A 15,818-nucleotide genomic window follows, 5' to 3' on the forward strand; every position below is an offset into this window, starting at 1 on the left:
CGCCGGCAGTTGCAGTGCCTCGCTGCGTGACACTGGTGATATTCCCATTACCGTCGGTGGTGCACTGTCGGGCATAGCTGAACTGGTTACTGCTGTTGAGGGTTTCGAGGTGATACTTGAACCAGAAGGCTTCTCGTGGACCCGGCGTCGACGGGCAGGCGCCAAGCATGCCAAGTAGCAACAGCATGACACCACCAAAAACAAACCTGGACTGACTCTTGTCCATGCGACCTCCTCCGCTTTGCAGCGGCGAGTGGCGGGCTTGCCTTGAGTATAGTCGCTGAATCCGCTTGCAACATGTCCACCCCCCGCCCTGGTAGCAGCCCTAAACGTGGCTCCGGATCGCTGATTCTGCCGTTCAGATACTGAAGATGTCGGATACCGCAATGCTGAAGCCGGGCAGCAGATCTGCAGCGGCGAGCTCATCGCTGCCGCTGTGCGGTTGCGGCTGAAACAGGCTGCAATAGCTGAACACTGATTCCAGATCTGCATCGATCACCCACACAAGCGTACTCCCGGCAGCGAGATAGTCGGCTACCCTGGCGTGAATTTCAGCGCGGGTATTGCCTGGTGACAACACTTCAACTGCAAGATCGGGCGCGCCGGGAATGGCGCGACGCTCGTCGGCCAGCGCCTGGTAACGTTCCAGCGTGACAAACGCCACATCGGGTGCACGCACGGTATCCGGCGTTTCGTGCAGCACAAACCCGGTATCGCATGACAGTACTACGCCGGTACGGTGCCGCCGTGCCCAGGTATCGAGCAGTGTCGCGATGCGTGTGGCGATACGGCCATGCCGCGCCCCGGGAGGCGGTTCACTGACCAGCCAGCCGTTGACCAGCTCGTAACGTTGCTCGTCATCCGGCAGCCGGTACAGCTCGTCCAGCGTCATTGCCTGTGGTGCCGCTGCATTACTCATGCTGAAAAGCCTAACAGAAAGCCGTGCATGTAACCGTTTGCTGTTGTCGGCAAAAGAACCAGAAACAGGACAGGCCGCAAACCCGTATGGCTGCTGCCTACCGTGGTCTGCGGTAGTCGGGGTTGGGCCAGGTTTCCATGACGTCACGACCCTCGGATGCCTTAACGCAGCGGCATTTTTCGTGACGGAATTTGCGCACGCACCACTCGGTAGTACCGCGCGGGCATTTCAGCGCTTCCGGGTCGACGGTGACAATCGATTCCTCAATTACCTCCGTGTCGTCCGCGGTCTCCGCCGGTTCCGGAGGTTTGGTCGCACACCCGACAAGCAGATTCAAAGCCAATAAGCCGACGATCAAGATCGTGATGCTGCGCATATCCCGGGCCTCTTCGCAGTGCCAGATAACAGACAGTTTACTAGAGAATATGCGACTGTTCGGCAGTAGGCCGGCGCTGTCGGCGGTTGCGCTCAAGTTACTGGCTGACCGACAGTTTATCGTCATCAGCCAGCGCTACGGGGGTCGGCGCCCGGCCCGACTGCGTGCCGGGACGGTTTTCTTGTCTGCTCCGGATTCCCGGTAAACTGCGGACTCGTTTCATCCTCCGGGTAGCCCGCCATGCGCCAACTCTACGCCGTCCTTGCCCTGTTTTTTGTTATCACACCTGCCGTTGCCGATGATGCTGCAGCCGGACTACGCGCGGTCACCCATGAAGACGTGTGGTTGATGTGGCGGCCGGGCACGCCTGCGGTCAGCCCCGACGGCAGGTGGGCGGTGTTTTCGGTAACCGAGCCTTCGTATAACAAAGACGACGAAGTAAAAGACCTTTGGGTGGTACCGGTCGACGGCAGCCGGCAGGCGCGGCGGCTGACGGCGACGAAGTCATCGGAAAGCGACCTGGCGTGGAGCCCCGACAGCACAAAGATTGCCTTCAGCGCAAAACGCGATGACAACGACGATGCGGTAACGCAGGTGTATGTGCTTGACATGACCGGTCCCGGCGAGGCGATCCAGCTAACCGACTGGCCCACCGGTGCGAGAAAGCCGAAGTGGAGCCCTGACGGCAGGCGCATTGCGTTCGAGGTGCGGCTGTATCCCGGCATCCCGGCCGAGATTGAGGCAACAAGAGAAGAAAAAAAGCGCCGCGACGCTCAGGACAACAACGTATCGTCATACGAAAACTTCCCCATTCGCCGCTGGGACAAGTGGCGCGACAACCTGCACACGCAGCTTGCCGTGCAGGATGGTGAAACCGGCAGTAAAGTCAGCTTCCCGCTGGCCGGCAGCAAATTGATTGAGCAAACCGGTTACGCTGGCGTGCCAACGCGCAGCGGCGACACGCTGGCGGCCGAGTGGGCACCCGACGGCAGCGGGCTGGTGTTCTCGGCCACCACAAACCTGCATGAAGCGGCGTTCAGCAAGACTTTCTATCACCTGTACTACGCCGCCGCCGATGGCAGCGAGGTGCGGCCACTAACCGAGGGCACGCAGTGGGTCTGCCACTCGGCAAAGTTTGCCCCTGACGGTAAGTCGCTGGTGTGTCAATACGACCCGGTCACCGAATTTGTCTACGAAAACGACGAGCTGGCGCGGCTGCCGTGGCCGGTGCGTGGCGAGCCGCAGGTGCTGACGGATGCATTCGACCGCTCGGTGGGCGGCTGGACCTTCAGCAGCAACGGCCGCTCCTTATATATAATCGCACTGGACCACGCCCGCACGCGCCTGTTCACCGTGCCGGCGCGCGGCGGCACGGTGAAAGCGCTGCATCCTGACAGCAGTGGCGTTTACGCCGGCGTCGAAGCAGCCGGGCGCCATCTTGTTGCCCGCTGGGAAAGCTCTGCGGTACCTGCAGAAATCGTACGAGTCGATGCGCGAACCGGGCGCCACACGCCGCTGACGTCATTCAATACTGAGCGCGCCGCGAAGCTGGATCGCCAGCCTTACCGCGAGTTCTGGTTTGAAAGCTCACGAGGCCGTCGTATCCACAGCTGGCTGGCACTGCCGCCCGGCTTTGATGAAAACAAAAAGTACCCGCTGGTGCTGTTCATCCACGGCGGCCCGCACAGTTCGTCACGCGATGCCGACCACGTGCGCTGGAGTCCGCACCTGCTGGCCGCACCGGGCTACGTGGTGTTACTGACCGACTACACCGGCTCGGTCGGCTACGGCGAACAATTTGCCCGGAACATACAGGGCGACCCGCTGAGAACACCCGGCGATGAACTGATCGAAGCGGTGGACGAAGCCATCAAGCGATTTGTTTTCATCGATGGCGAGCGCCTGGCCGCGGCCGGCGCCAGCTACGGCGGGCATCTCGCCAACTGGCTGCAGGGCAACACCAAACGCTTCAAAGCGCTGATCAATCACGCCGGGCTGGTCGACCTTGAAGGCCAGTGGTCGAGCAGCGATGTCGTCTATCACCGCGAACTCACCAACGGCGGCCCAGCCTGGGGCGACAGCCCGATCTGGAAAGAACAAAGCCCGGCCACCTATGCCGACAACTGGTCCACGCCGATGCTGCTGACTATCGGCGAGAAAGACTACCGCGTGCCCGTCAACCAGACCATTGCCGCGTGGACTTACTTAAAGCGCAAGAACGTGCCGGGCAGACTGCTGGTCTACCATGACGCCAACCACTGGATCATGAAAGGCGCCGAGGCAAAGCACTACTGGGAGCAGGTGCATGAATGGCTGGCCCGGCACCTGAACCCTTAGCAGATAAAATGGCAACTGATCGCGATTACTGGGAACGCCACGCACGCAACTATGACGCTTCAATGTGGCTGCTCGGCCGCCCGCTGCCGCGCATGCTGGAGCTTGCCAGTGCAGCAGTACGTGACAAGCGAGTGCTGGAGGTAGCCGCCGGCACCGGCCTCGTAACGACAGCGATTGCACATACCGCCGATGAGGTTATCGCCACCGACTATGCAGCGGCCATGGTTGAGTCGCTTGAAAAGCGCGTTCGCGAGGACAATCTCGACAACGTAAGCTGCCAGCAGGCCGATATCTACCAGCTTCCTTTTGCCCCGGACGAGTTCGACGCGGTAGTTGCCGCCAACGTCCTGCACCTTGTTCCGGATCTCGGCGGCGCTGTTGCGAATATCAGGCGTATCCTTAAGCCGGACGGTATATTGGTCGCGCCGACTTTCTGCCACGACGAAACAATGACGGCATCGATCTTATCCCGGCTGATCGGGCTCAGCGGTTTTCCCGGCCACCGGCGCTTCACGGCGCAGTCGCTGATCGAGTCGCTCGAGCGTCACGGCCTGGACATCCGGCAGACGGAAGTCCTTCCCGGGCTCATCCCGATCGCTTACTTGGAAGGCACTTTCCCCGGCTGAGGTGCCCGGCGGCAATTACGCCGCGAAATCCCTAATCGGTTTCCAGCGGCAGCTCCGGGTCGGCCGCCCATTCCTGCAATGAGGCGGTGTACACGGCGACATTGGTAAAACCGAGCCGGTGCAGCACGAAGGCGTTGGCCGATGCCGCGATGCCGCCGCCGCAATAGGTGATCGTGCGGGCGTTGCGGTCGCCTTCAATCATCATGTCCATCTCATCGGCAGAACGGAACCGGCCGGTTTCATCGAACAGATTGGTGGTGGGAAGATTGCCGGCACCCGGGATATGCCCGGGGCGCGCGTACATCGACATTTGCCCCAGATAATGCGGTTCGGACATCGCATCGATCAGGCTGACGCTGTTGTTGCCGACTGCGGCGAGCACCTGGTCACGATCAACAATCAACGCGGGGCGCAGGTTAATACTGAGCTGCCCGGCCGGGCGTAATGCCGCTTCGGTCGACAACGTATACCCGGCATCGGTCCACGCCTTCAGCCCGCCATCGAGCAGGGCGGCATTATCGAAACCGATCCAGCGCAGCATCCACCACACCCGCGAGGCCCAGATGGAGTTGTAGTTGTCGTAAAGCACCACCCGCGTATCGTCGCCGACACCGAGCGCTGCCATCGCAGCGGCAAACTGCTCCGGTGCAGGCACCACAAAGTCCATCGGGTTATCGGTATCAGCCAGCTCACCCTTGAGATCGGCAAAGCCCGCACCGGGTATGTGACCGGCGGCGTAATTGTCACGACCACTCAGCGACAGCATGGTGCCGTCGTCCTGCGGCTGTATCATTACTGAGCTGTCGAGCACCACCAGGTCCGGGTCATCCAGATGCTGGTTCAGCCACTCGGCACTGACCAGCGTGTCCATGGCAGGGGTCGGCTCAGGCTGCTCGTCCAGCCCGGCACACCCGGCCAGGACCAGCGACAGCACCAGACCGGAAAACATTGCGATGCGCGAGATTGATACCACCTGACTACCCCCTATAACGTATTCGAGAGTATAGCGGCTGATAAGGACCGTGACCTTGTCTGCCCCGCGGTCAGGTACGCTGCAATGCCAAAGCCCGCCATGCCCAGGTGCAAAAGCCTGGCATACCATGGATATGAGTAGTCCTGGCTTGCCATGTTCTCCTCCCATATACCATTGAAGTGGTAGTAGCCCGGCAGATTGGGGGCGCCCGGCACACAAGTGAATCGGGCAAATGCCGGTTTTCGCGTCACATCGGGCAAATGCCCGATAGGGATGATCACTCCAGCCGGCAGGACACCGTGCGGCAAACAAGGGGATCCCCGGCCTTCTGCAAGCCTGCCCCTGGCCGCAGTTACCGACCGCAGAGCGGCCCGACGACGCCATCGTTTATCAGCTAAATGCCGATTGGCGGTTGTCGTGCGTCGAGCAAGCCCGTTTCTGCCGGCGTTCAATGCCCGACCGGGCAATTACGATGTATGAGTGACAAGCCTCGCGCCGGCAACGAGATCGGTCGTCGCGGAGGACCGGCTAATACGATGGCCGGTGTGTGAAGGTCACAACTAGGTCACCGTCCCTGCTTCCGTCGCCGTTTGCAGACGGGTGCAGGCAATTGTAATCCCCGCCACAACGCACGCCTGTCTGCTATGGTGGCACTGCTATAGCAGCGGAGCCGTGTCTTGATCGAAGTCCGTGACCTGCAGAAATCCTATGGCGATTTGCTGGCGGTAAAGGGGATCAGTTTTACCGCCCGTGACTCGACCGTCTTTGGCCTGCTGGGACCGAACGGGGCGGGCAAATCCACCGCAATCAACTGTATCTCCGGGCTGCTGAAACCCACTGCCGGCCATGTCGCAGTCGGTGGCCACAGCATCACCAAAGATGCCGTCAAGGCCAAGGCATCGCTCGGTATCGTGCCGCAGGAACTGGCGATCTACGAAGACCTTTCGGCCAGCGACAACCTCGCCTACTGGGGTGCGGCGTACGGGCTGAAAGGCACGAAGCTGAAAGAACGCGTCGCGCACGTGCTGGATCGCATCGGTCTTACCGATCGTGCCGGTGACCTGCCAAAAAACTATTCCGGCGGCATGAAGCGGCGGCTCAACTTCGGTTGCGGCCTGGTGCACGAGCCGAAGGTGCTGTTGCTCGACGAGCCCACCGTGGGTGTCGATCCGCAATCGCGCGAACGCCTGTTCGACCTGGTCGAAGATGAAAAAGCCAAGGGCACCTGCGTGCTGTACACCACCCATTACATGGAAGAAGCCGAGCGGTTTTGTGACGAGCTGGCGATCATGGATCACGGCGAGATCATTGCTGCCGGCACCTTGCAGGCATTACGCGCACAGGTCGGTGAAAAAGACATCCTGCAGTTATCCGGCACCTTTGATGTGCCCGCGGTCGAAACCGCCATCGCGCCATTAAACGCCGATGTACTCACACTCAGCACCGATACAGTGATGATTGCCGTCGCCGATGGCGCCGCTAACCTGCAGGCGTTTCTCAACGGTGTCAGTGCCACCGGTGCGGTGATCCGCGATACCCGGTTGTCCGAGCCCAACCTCGAAAGCCTGTTTTTGAAACTCACCGGCAAGGACCTGCGCGCCTGATGCGGTTTGTCTTTATAACCGTCTGGAAGGAACTGAAGCGGCGCTTCAACGATCCCGGCGGCCTGCTGCAGGCCATGCTGATACCGTTTGCCGTCGGCGCCTTGATCGTCACGGCGGTGGGCGGCGGCGGATCGAGCATCACAGCCGAGCTGATGGTCACTGACCTGGATGACAGCTTTTTGAGCCAGGGCATTTTGAGTGCGCTGGGCCAGGGCCAGCTTGCCGAGATGATTACGCTGGAAGAAGTCACGCTGGAAGACGGCGAGCAGCGTATCAACAAGGGCGAGAGTTCGGCGCACCTGGTCATCCCGGCAGGTTTTGCCGATGCCTGGCTCGACCGCGCACCGTTCACACTGCCGCTGACGGTCAATCCGTCGCGCAGTATTACACCCCAGCTGATTCGCGAAACGCTCGAGGCCCTGCTCGACGTCGGCGATTACCTGCACAAGGTATTCGGCACCGAAATTGAGCTGATCAGCCAGGCACTGCAGGACGGCGATACCGATTTCCCCGTAGAAGATATGTCTGCCGGTATTTCGGGCAAGATGACCGGCATCGCCGGGCTGGTGTTTCCACCGGCGGTGACCGTCGCAGATGCGACACCCCAACCGGAAGGCACGAATTTCAGCGCACCGCTGTTAATGCTACCCGGCATCCTGCTGATGGCGGCGTTTTTCGCGGCCAATGGCCAGTCCAGCAACTTCTGGGCCGAACGGGAAAAAGGCACGCTGTCACGCTGGGTGGCCAGCCCCAATGCGTTCTTTGCCTACTGGGTGGCGCAGTGGTTTACCGCGATGCTGCTCACCGCGCTGGTCGCCGCACCGATCATGCTGGTGGGTTTTTTCTATGTCGGCATCAGTTTTGAAAAGTACTTCACCACGCTGGCCTGGCTGACGCTGACCGGCCCGATCCTGTTTGCTTTGCTCACCCTGATCCAGGTGATGTCACCGTCACGCAAGACCGGCAGCATGATTGCCACGCTGGTGATGTTTCCGCTGCTGATGATCGGCGGCAGCTTCTTCCCGACAGAAGCGATGCCCGACTTCATCGGTGCGCTGGCCAACTACACCCCCAACGGCCGCGTGCTGGAACCAATGAAAGGTTATTTCAGCGGTGCCCACGGCGCCTCGGGGCTGTTTGCCGATTTGTGGGGAATCCTGCTCGTCGCCGTTGTCCTGTTGTTCGTGGCGGGCCACCTCTCGGCGCGGCGGACGCTGCAATGAGCGATTTTTTCAGCAAAATCGCACTGCTGGCCCGCATCGACCTGAAACTGGCGCTGAAAGAACGCACCACCATCGTGTGGCTGTTCATCATGCCGGGGGTCTTCTTCTACTTCATCGGTACCGTAACCGGCGGCAGCATGAGTTTAACCGACACCGCCACTGAACTGGCCATCGAAAATAACGACGGCGGCTATTTATCAAAACACCTGGAACGGCGGCTGGAAGAAAGCCAGTTCACCCTCGTGTCGCCGCAGGACGCAGCGGTAACCGGTACAGAAGAACAGGAAGCACCCACCCGCCGTGTCGTCATCCCGGCCGGTTTCAGCGATAGCCTGTTAGCCGAAGAAGAAGTAACGCTCGAATTCCTGGGCCCGCAAGCCGGTTTCACCAACCAGTACGACGTGTTCCGCGTGCAAAAGGCCGCCTACACCGTACTCGGTGATTTGATTGTCATGACCACCGGTGACGGCGAGGTATCACCCGAAGCACTGGCCGCGGCCACCGCACAGACACGACCGGTAACCCTGGCCGTTACCGCGGCCGGGCGCCAGGTACAGATTCCGACCGGTTTCCAGCAGGCAATCCCCGGCACGCTGGTGATGTTTACCATGCTGGTGCTGCTCGCCACCGGTGCCAGCATGCTGGTCGACGAACGCGAAAAACAGTTGCTGCGGCGACTGGCCTCGGCCCCCTACACCCGCGCCGAAGTCGTGTTCGGCAAATGGACCGGCCGCATGGCACTGGCCATCGTGCAGATCGGCGTGGCCATCGCGTTGTCGTTTACCCCGATATTCGACATGAACTGGGGCCAGTCCCTGCCGATGGTGCTGGTCATCCTGCTGGCTTGGGGCGCGTTGTGCACTTCGCTCGCCTTGTTACTCGGCAGCCTCGCCACAACCGACAACCAGGCCGCCGGCCTCGGCGTGTTTTTCACCATGGTGCTCGCCGCGCTCGGCGGCTGCTGGTGGCCAATTGAAATCGCACCCGATTGGATGCAAAAACTCCAACTGGCCACCCCCACCGGCTGGACCATGGACGCCCTGCACAAACTCATCAGCTTCGACATGGCCTGGCAGCGGGTGCTGCCTAACCTCGCCGCGTTGCTTGTTGCTACCTTCCTGATTGGCTGGGCCGCTGCGCGGCGGTTCAGGTTTGTTTAGGTTCAAATCTCCGCATTGCACGTTGTTCCGGTTTTCGTCTTGCAGGCGCGGCACAATACCGGACAAGAGCGCCTCATGAAATGAATAAAACCGGCAGACCTGACCCCTGAGCCGTGCAGGGGTCGCTGGGGCCCGGCATCGCGAGGAATAGCCTCGCATGATGGGCCTTGATAAATGTAACGAAGCCTCTATATTGGATTAATCAAGTATCCTGGCCATGTGTTCCTGCACACAGATGCTTGATGTTGAAGTAGGCGGTGCAGAGGCGAATGTGCTCGCGGGTCTGGCAAGTCTTGGACATCCGACCCAAATGATCAGCCGGGTTGCCGACAACCCGCTGGGCCGTCTGGCATTGGGCACGCTTGCAGCACGCGGTGTAAATACGAGTTCCATCGTCTGCACACCGGGCCGGATGGGGCTCTATTTTCTGGAACAGGGGCAGGGGCTGCGTGCATCTGCGATCACTTATGATCGCGCGGGTTCGGCGTTTGCGCAGGCCAGGGCTGACGATTTCGATTTTGCAGCAGCGCTGGACGGCGCCTCGCTGCTCCACCTGTCAGGTATTACACCGGCGCTGGGTGCACACAGCGCCGAGGCGGCTGTGGCGGCGACGCGCGCTGCAATGCAAGCCGGTGTGCCGATCAGCTTCGACGGTAATTTCCGCCCGAAATTGTGGGCAGCGTGGAACAGTGACCCCAGGGCCATCCTGTCCGGAATCATCTCCAATGTCGATCTGTTATTCGGCAATCACAAGGATATAAGTTTGCTGACGGGGAGGGACTTTCCCGGCGACGGGTTGCAGCGGCGGCGCGCGGCGGCCGAGGCCGCCTTCGATGCGTTTCCGAATCTCAAACTGATTGCATCAACGGCGCGCCATGTGATTGATGTCGACCATCACCGTATAGCCGCGCGCGTTGATTTGCCAGATGACACAGCCCATACCGGAGAGGTAGACGTTACCGGAATCATTGACCGGATCGGGACAGGCGACGCGTTCGCTGCAGGCGTACTACATAAGTATCTTGAAGGCGACGACATTGAGTCGATGGCGCGCGCCGGACTCGGCCTTGCCGTATTGGAGCACAGTCTCCCTGGCGACATGCCCCTTTTCAGTCGCGAAGATTTGCATGCTTTTGAGCATGGCGGGCGTGATGTCAGGCGCTGACGGGGACCCGCTTTCGCCAGCCTCCTAGCGCTGCACCCGACCCGACGCGTCGCCACCCATCAAATTCTCGACTTCCGGCACCGTCATGCGATTGAAGTCACCGAGGATCGTGTGTTTCAGGCAGCTTGCTGCTACTGCGAATTCGAGTGAATCCTGTCGATCGGCGTAAGCGTTGAGGCCGCATATCAGCGCCGAAGCGAAACTGTCACCGCCGCCAACGCGGTCGACCATATCCGTTATCTCGTAGCGCTTCGACAGGCGGAAGCCGTCCGAATCGCGCAGACACGCCGACCAGCCATTGCGGTCGGCACTCTTCGACTCTCGCAACGTCACACCAATGACGGACATGTCGGGAAAGGCCTCGAGTACCTTCGTCGTCAACGCCTCGTATTTGGTCGTGTCGAGTTCGCCGCTCTCGACATGCACGTCGGCTTCGATGCCCAGTGACTTCTGGCAGTCTTCCTCGTTCGCGATACCGACGTCAACGTATTTGACCAGTTCCGTCATTACTGCGGGTGCCGATTTGCCGTACTTCCACAGCTTGCCGCGAAAATTGAAATCGCAGGAAACCGTCACACCAGCGTCTTTCGCGGCTTTCACGGCCTCGAGCGACAGGTCGGCAGCGCTCTGGCTGAGTGCCGGCGTTATGCCGGTGATGTGGAACCACTTCGCATCCGAAAAAATTCCGGCCCAGTCGAAATCGCCCGGGCCCGCGTCGCAGATTGCGGAAGCGGCCCGATCGTAAATGACTTTGGATGGCCGCTGGTTAGAACCAGTTTCCAGGAAGTAGATACCGACGCGGTTGCCCGACCGCCGCACGTGCGATACGTCGACACCGAAACCCTTGAGTTCGCGGAGCGCAGCATTGCCGATGTCGTTGTCCGGAAGTGATGTGACAAATCGCGCGTCGAGCCCGTAGTTAGATAGCGATACAGCCACGTTGGCTTCGCCGCCACCAAACGTCGCTTCAAAAGCAGGCGACTGGAAAAACCGCTCGTGGGCCGGTGTCTTCAGGCGCAGCATGATTTCGCCCAGGCTTACAAATTTGCTCATCGTTCTATCCTCTTGCTTGTTTGGCGATTTCCACGGCTTCGCGTGCGAGCGACGTTATCTTGTCGTAGTCGCCAGCATCGATCGCATCCTTCGGAGTCAGCCAGCTGCCGCCGCAGGCGAGTACGGCGGGCACGGCAAGAAAATCGCCGAGGTTGTTCGGGCTCACGCCGCCTGTCGGCATGAAGCGCAACATGCGGAAAACGCTGGCGAGCGCTTTCAGCGCCGGAACACCGCCTGCCACGGATGCCGGGAAGAACTTGACGATATCGAGCCCGAGGTTGAACGCATGCTGGGCTTCGCCCGGCGTCATGATGCCCGGGTAGACCGGTGCGCCCTGTTCCTGCGCCGTCCTGACGACGCCGTCGTCCAGCCCCGGCGACACTATGAATTGCGCGCCGTTCGCCAGGGCGGCCTCGGCCTGCGTCGCGCTCAGCACGGTCCCGGCACCGGCGATGACGTTGGGCACCTGGTCGGCGACAGCCTGCAGGCATTCAAGCGCTTCGTCGGTGCGGAAGACGACCTCGACTATCTGCAATCCGCCAGCGGCCAGCGCTTGTGCGGTTTTCACCGCAACGGCCGGATCAGTTGCCTGCACCAGCGGAACAACCGGGGTGCCAGACAGGATGTCGTTGATATTCACGGTTGGATTACCTTCGGCGGCGTTCCATTATTGGAACTCGGTTCTATATTCTGTACTATAGCGAATGTGGGTGCACTCAGCAAGGGATTCGCGATTATCGATGCCGTCACGGCAGCTGGCGATGGCCTGAGTTTCAGCGGCATCGTCGAACGCACGGGACTACCCAAGGCCAGCGCCCATCGATTGCTGAAGGAGCTCGTCGAGCTGTCGGCACTGACCTTCGACCCTGCGACGAAGCACTACCGCGGGGGGCTGCGCCTCGCCCGCTTCGGCGCCGCGGTTACTGCGGGATACAACGTGCGGCGGGTTGCGAGGCCACAGCTCGAGCAATTGAATGAGGCCACGGGCAGTGTGGCAACGCTCGGGATTCGCGACGGTGAGAACGGCATTTACATCGACAAAATCGAACCCGATGATTTCGTTATTCGCGTGCATTCAGAGATCGGCAAGAGTTTCCCTTTGCATTGCACCGCCATGGGCAAGGTTCTGCTCGCTCACAGCGATGCGGCGTCGCGACGCAACATCATGCGTCGCAAGCTGAGAGCATTCACGGATAACACCATTACAGACCCGGACACACTGCGGGCAGAGCTCGATGATGTCCTCGACAAGGGGTATGCGATCGATCGCGAAGAGATTACACGCGGTCTGGTCTGCGTAGCGGCGCCGATCTACGGTCTCGATGGTGACGTCGAAGCTGCAATGAGCTGCACGATTTCAAGCTTTGATGCGGATCGACCGCGACTGGAGGACACAATCACTCTGGTACGACAGGCGGCGCAGAAAGCTTCGCCCTGAAGGGCAGGCGCGTGTCATTCAGAGCCGGGCGGGACATTGGCGATCGTCAACCGATCGGAGGCAGGCTTGCGGGTTGTCGTGCACTTTTCGCCCGCTATTACATAAAAAAGGGGACAGACGACGGTTCCGCCAACAGCAGAACCGCGGTCTGTCCCCTTTGTTCTTTTTTCCTAGCTGATGCGTCGACGTCGCATGAAGCCCAGCGAAGACAAAGCGCCAAGCAGCAGGACAGCTGCACCGGGTACCGGGATCACAGTCCTCTCGATTAACACGTTGGTGAAAGTAAGACCGTTATCGGGGTCATCAGCAGTCGTAGAGCCGAATGTATTGCTGTTTACCCAGAAGCCCAGCATGCCAAAGTTGTTGGCGGTATCGCTTTCGTCGGTCTCTGTGTGACTATGCAGCAGCGCTCCTGTTGCCAGGCTGAGAGAACTGAACAATTCAAGGCTGTCTGCGCCCGTTCGCGTAATCGAGAAGACGCCCACATAGGAAGTGTTGGCCAGAAATGCGTATCCGGTATCTGACGAACTCCCGAGACTGGTCCATTCGCCGCTGGTACCAAGGAATCGCCCAGTGGCGTTGTTGGCATTGTGTTCTCTAATGCTTATATCTTCCGTGCCTGTGTTAACGTCAAAATCATTGAAGTAACCTGGCAGATTCTGGTAGAGCGGATTGACCGAGCTCCAGCACGGTAAAGGCATCGGCATCTGACGCCTGCCGGCAGAGGTCGGACCAACGTTAGGCCTAACGTCTCTGTTAATCAGGCTGTTACGGTGTCAGTTCCTCGATTACCCGCCTCAAAGTGGCTATTTGCCGGCCGAAACCGGATCGCTAAGACCGCGTGCCAAGCCATAGCCTTTCCGCACCACAATGACACTTCCAAGCAACTGCCGATCAAGCAGTTGCAATTTGAGCTTTCATAAATTCAATACGTTGCGACCGTGAACATGGTCCGACCCACACTCCACTAATCACAGCCGCATAAACTGCTGCCGCGTTGTTGACCAGGCATACCCTAACAGCACGGCCAGGAAAAAAACTTCGGCACCAAAATTGATTATGGTGTTGACGATCCGTTGCAAAAGTTCAGGGATGTCGAACGGTACGAACGCCGCGGCTACTTCCCAGATGACGTCGGAAATCAGGTTAGTGACAAACAGCGATATCTTGATCGTGAATATCGATAGCAGGGCGTTGATACCGGACTCGATTGCAGATGAAAGGAGCGGTTTGAAGGCACGTGAGTGTGCGATTGGCAGCAACATCCATACGCAGACGATAAAAGATGTGGAAACACTGCTGGTACTCCCAAGAAACGGTAACTCGGTGCTGGGCACTGACTGCAGCCATGTCAGCAATACCACGGCTGTGAAACACAGCACCCAAAGGGCGAGCAGATGTGGCGCCACCAACGTCCAGTTCGCTTTGGCCTCCAAAGCGGTGAAATCACGGTGTTGCATTTCGGCCTTTTTCATCAACGCGCGCAGATACAAGCCGACTAACATTGCGGGAATAACGAACGGATAAAACGCTACCGTAGTGACGTTTATCAACCAGTTCTGTGTTTCGAGCAGCGCTATCTGCGCGAGGCCGGCAGCTAGAGCCAGGCCAAGTACCAAATAGACCAGCTGCCGGAAGCGTTTCATAGTGGTCTGCGACTCTTCTACAGCCTGTGGAAGCTGCCGCATATTGGCGATCGTGGTCACAATATCCTGCAGACCATCAAGCGCACGTCGACGTGCCGAACTCCATGAATAGGCGTCGTCGTCTTCATAAATCTTGGTGAAATGTTGCTCTATCGGTTCTCCATGTGCGCCCCACACAAACTGTTTCACACCAATCGTCTCCGCAATCTCGCGAGCATCGCGCCGCCGAATGTCGAGTGCCAGGACCCCGGGCACAGTATCGCCATCTTTTCGAAGCTCACCATCAATCCAGTTGCCTTCGGGGAGCTTGTCCTTTTTGCGAGCGAGAGCCTCCCCCATCAGGGCTTTGTGCCGTTTCTTTTTTCCTTTCAGCTTCGCCAGCGGAATGAATACGAAAGAGGTTGCGTCATTGCGCTCAAGAATACGGTCGAAACCGACGCTGCGCTTGTCCGGTGTGCCGGTTGCCTTGAGACCATCAATCTGGATTCGAACCTCTACCGGCTGGTCCATGTTGTTTGTCCTCGGCATGATCCTGACAGATAACGGGCCCGCGTTTGATCACAAAACACGTAGAGGCGTATTCCTCGACTGGCTACTTTGACGCGCCTATTTCAGCTCCATGTCACTGAGCTCCAGTTCGAGCGCCTTGTTACTGATCATTACCTCACGCAGCGAGAACAGCAAAGATGCCAGGAGCAACAGCAAACTTATGCCGAAACTGTACTTTGCCGGCATCAGCAGATCGCTGAACACGAGGAACATGCTGAGTACGCAGAATACGAAACTGGATACGGCCATCACCTGCATGTGTTTTATCAGCCGAACACGACGTCTGAGATTGTCAATCTGACCGACAATGGCTGGCTGGCTCGGGTTCTCGATATGAACCTTGTGCAGGCTCCTTATGAGCGTTGCCACCGACAAAAAACGATTCGTATAGGCCAGCAGCAGCAATGTGATAGCGGGAAACAACAGGGCTGGAACGGTAATGGTCATGGGCATAAACGAGGCTTCGGAATGACGGGCAGATGAACAGTGTAACGTGACAGGGGTCGGACCAAGGCTGACAGGCGCACGCCTCCGATAATCAGGCTGTTACAGCGAGCAGTTCCTCGATTATCCGTCTTAGAGTGGCTGTTTGCCGGCGGAAAACCTACAAGGCAACAGCGAACTGGCAACGGAGCTGCAGCGAGCGGAACGGTTACTGCGGCGGAAAATGGGAAATGGGAAGACTTGACCTCCTGACGCAGAAGCCGCTCCTACAGGTTGTCACTTCTTATGTAAATCGGTTAGCTGGT

Annotated in this window: 16 protein-coding genes; 7 read left to right on the top strand and 9 right to left on the bottom strand. The window is 59.2% G+C overall.

The features are described from left to right. The 3 genes from HKN06_04605 to HKN06_04615 form a co-directional block, all read right to left on the bottom strand. Window positions 1-226: hypothetical protein (locus HKN06_04605; GenBank protein NNF60596.1), on the bottom strand; the 226-nt coding region annotated here is incomplete at its 3' end. Between the two features lie 132 nt (window positions 227-358). Then, window positions 359-919 carry a Uma2 family endonuclease gene (locus HKN06_04610; protein ID NNF60597.1) on the bottom strand — a complete coding sequence of 187 codons (561 nt, stop codon included), beginning with the start codon at window positions 917-919 and terminating at the stop codon, window positions 359-361. A gap of 97 nt (window positions 920-1,016) precedes the next feature. After that, window positions 1,017-1,295 (bottom strand): hypothetical protein, encoded by a 279-nt coding sequence (locus HKN06_04615; GenBank protein ID NNF60598.1) that lies wholly within the window; start codon window positions 1,293-1,295, stop codon window positions 1,017-1,019. Window positions 1,296-1,535: 240 nt separating this feature from the next. On the opposite strand from HKN06_04615, the gene HKN06_04620 reads away from it, so the two are divergent. Continuing rightward, the gene (locus HKN06_04620; GenBank protein NNF60599.1) at window positions 1,536-3,632 is read left to right on the top strand and encodes a S9 family peptidase; all 2,097 of its coding nucleotides are present in this window, start codon (window positions 1,536-1,538) and stop codon (window positions 3,630-3,632) included. A 62-nt stretch (window positions 3,633-3,694) separates the two neighbouring features. Then, window positions 3,695-4,258 carry a class I SAM-dependent methyltransferase gene (locus HKN06_04625; protein NNF60600.1) on the top strand — a complete coding sequence of 188 codons (564 nt, stop codon included), beginning with the start codon at window positions 3,695-3,697 and terminating at the stop codon, window positions 4,256-4,258. Window positions 4,259-4,289: 31 nt separating this feature from the next. Here HKN06_04625 and HKN06_04630 read toward each other — a convergent pair whose 3' ends face one another. Beyond that, window positions 4,290-5,231: a sulfurtransferase gene (locus HKN06_04630; protein NNF60601.1), complete on the bottom strand. Its 942-nt coding sequence runs from the start codon at window positions 5,229-5,231 to the stop codon at window positions 4,290-4,292. A 677-nt stretch (window positions 5,232-5,908) separates the two neighbouring features. Between HKN06_04630 and HKN06_04635 the strand changes: the two genes are divergently transcribed. From HKN06_04635 to HKN06_04650, 4 genes are all read left to right on the top strand, one after another. Next, entirely contained in the window at window positions 5,909-6,835 is a 927-nt protein-coding gene (locus HKN06_04635) for an ABC transporter ATP-binding protein (GenBank protein NNF60602.1), read from the top strand. Continuing rightward, a complete protein-coding gene (locus HKN06_04640; GenBank protein ID NNF60603.1) occupies window positions 6,835-8,058 on the top strand; it encodes an ABC transporter permease in 1,224 nt (407 codons plus the stop codon). Before HKN06_04635 ends, HKN06_04640 begins: the two co-directional genes overlap by 1 nt. Then, window positions 8,055-9,218, top strand: a complete 1,164-nt coding sequence (locus HKN06_04645) for an ABC transporter permease (GenBank protein NNF60604.1) — start codon at window positions 8,055-8,057, stop codon at window positions 9,216-9,218. The genes HKN06_04640 and HKN06_04645 overlap by 4 nt, the downstream gene beginning before the upstream one ends. Before the next feature lie 217 nt (window positions 9,219-9,435). After that, window positions 9,436-10,383, top strand: coding sequence for a sugar kinase (locus HKN06_04650; protein ID NNF60605.1), 948 nt, complete (start codon window positions 9,436-9,438; stop codon window positions 10,381-10,383). A 24-nt stretch (window positions 10,384-10,407) separates the two neighbouring features. Here the strand turns inward: HKN06_04650 and HKN06_04655 are convergent, their stop codons facing one another. Further along, window positions 10,408-11,436, bottom strand: a complete 1,029-nt coding sequence (locus HKN06_04655; GenBank protein ID NNF60606.1) for a sugar kinase — start codon at window positions 11,434-11,436, stop codon at window positions 10,408-10,410. 4 nt (window positions 11,437-11,440) lie between these two features. Then, window positions 11,441-12,070, bottom strand: coding sequence for a bifunctional 4-hydroxy-2-oxoglutarate aldolase/2-dehydro-3-deoxy-phosphogluconate aldolase (gene eda, locus HKN06_04660; GenBank protein ID NNF60607.1), 630 nt, complete (start codon window positions 12,068-12,070; stop codon window positions 11,441-11,443). A 72-nt stretch (window positions 12,071-12,142) separates the two neighbouring features. On the opposite strand from eda, the gene HKN06_04665 reads away from it, so the two are divergent. Further along, a complete protein-coding gene (locus tag HKN06_04665; GenBank protein NNF60608.1) occupies window positions 12,143-12,874 on the top strand; it encodes an IclR family transcriptional regulator in 732 nt (243 codons plus the stop codon). Between the two features lie 170 nt (window positions 12,875-13,044). On the opposite strand, the gene HKN06_04670 is transcribed toward HKN06_04665, so the two are convergent. The 3 genes from HKN06_04670 to HKN06_04680 form a co-directional block, all read right to left on the bottom strand. Further along, a complete protein-coding gene (locus HKN06_04670; protein NNF60609.1) occupies window positions 13,045-13,581 on the bottom strand; it encodes a hypothetical protein in 537 nt (178 codons plus the stop codon). 264 nt (window positions 13,582-13,845) lie between these two features. Next, window positions 13,846-15,030 carry a hypothetical protein gene (locus tag HKN06_04675; GenBank protein ID NNF60610.1) on the bottom strand — a complete coding sequence of 395 codons (1,185 nt, stop codon included), beginning with the start codon at window positions 15,028-15,030 and terminating at the stop codon, window positions 13,846-13,848. Between the two features lie 96 nt (window positions 15,031-15,126). Continuing rightward, window positions 15,127-15,522 (bottom strand): DUF2721 domain-containing protein, encoded by a 396-nt coding sequence (locus HKN06_04680; protein NNF60611.1) that lies wholly within the window; start codon window positions 15,520-15,522, stop codon window positions 15,127-15,129. Window positions 15,523-15,818 lie beyond the last annotated feature (296 nt).

Source organism: Gammaproteobacteria bacterium, assembly GCA_013003425.1.
In the GTDB taxonomy this organism is placed as follows: Bacteria; Pseudomonadota; Gammaproteobacteria; order Steroidobacterales; family JABDKV01; genus JABDJB01.

What these genes read in the sequence shown, in the direction of transcription:
- HKN06_04640 (NNF60603.1), top strand. Translation starts at nt 6,835, where the DNA reads ATGCGGTTTGTCTTTATAACCGTCTGGAAGGAACTGAAGCGGCGCTTC.
- HKN06_04680 (NNF60611.1), bottom strand. Translation starts at nt 15,522, where the DNA reads ATGCCCATGACCATTACCGTTCCAGCCCTGTTGTTTCCCGCTATCACA.
- HKN06_04645 (NNF60604.1), top strand. Translation starts at nt 8,055, where the DNA reads ATGAGCGATTTTTTCAGCAAAATCGCACTGCTGGCCCGCATCGACCTG.
- HKN06_04625 (NNF60600.1), top strand. Translation starts at nt 3,695, where the DNA reads ATGTGGCTGCTCGGCCGCCCGCTGCCGCGCATGCTGGAGCTTGCCAGT.
- HKN06_04655 (NNF60606.1), bottom strand. Translation starts at nt 11,436, where the DNA reads ATGAGCAAATTTGTAAGCCTGGGCGAAATCATGCTGCGCCTGAAGACA.
- HKN06_04675 (NNF60610.1), bottom strand. Translation starts at nt 15,030, where the DNA reads ATGGACCAGCCGGTAGAGGTTCGAATCCAGATTGATGGTCTCAAGGCA.
- HKN06_04670 (NNF60609.1), bottom strand. Translation starts at nt 13,581, where the DNA reads ATGCCGATGCCTTTACCGTGCTGGAGCTCGGTCAATCCGCTCTACCAG.
- HKN06_04610 (NNF60597.1), bottom strand. Translation starts at nt 919, where the DNA reads ATGAGTAATGCAGCGGCACCACAGGCAATGACGCTGGACGAGCTGTAC.
- HKN06_04615 (NNF60598.1), bottom strand. Translation starts at nt 1,295, where the DNA reads ATGCGCAGCATCACGATCTTGATCGTCGGCTTATTGGCTTTGAATCTG.
- HKN06_04620 (NNF60599.1), top strand. Translation starts at nt 1,536, where the DNA reads ATGCGCCAACTCTACGCCGTCCTTGCCCTGTTTTTTGTTATCACACCT.
- HKN06_04650 (NNF60605.1), top strand. Translation starts at nt 9,436, where the DNA reads ATGTGTTCCTGCACACAGATGCTTGATGTTGAAGTAGGCGGTGCAGAG.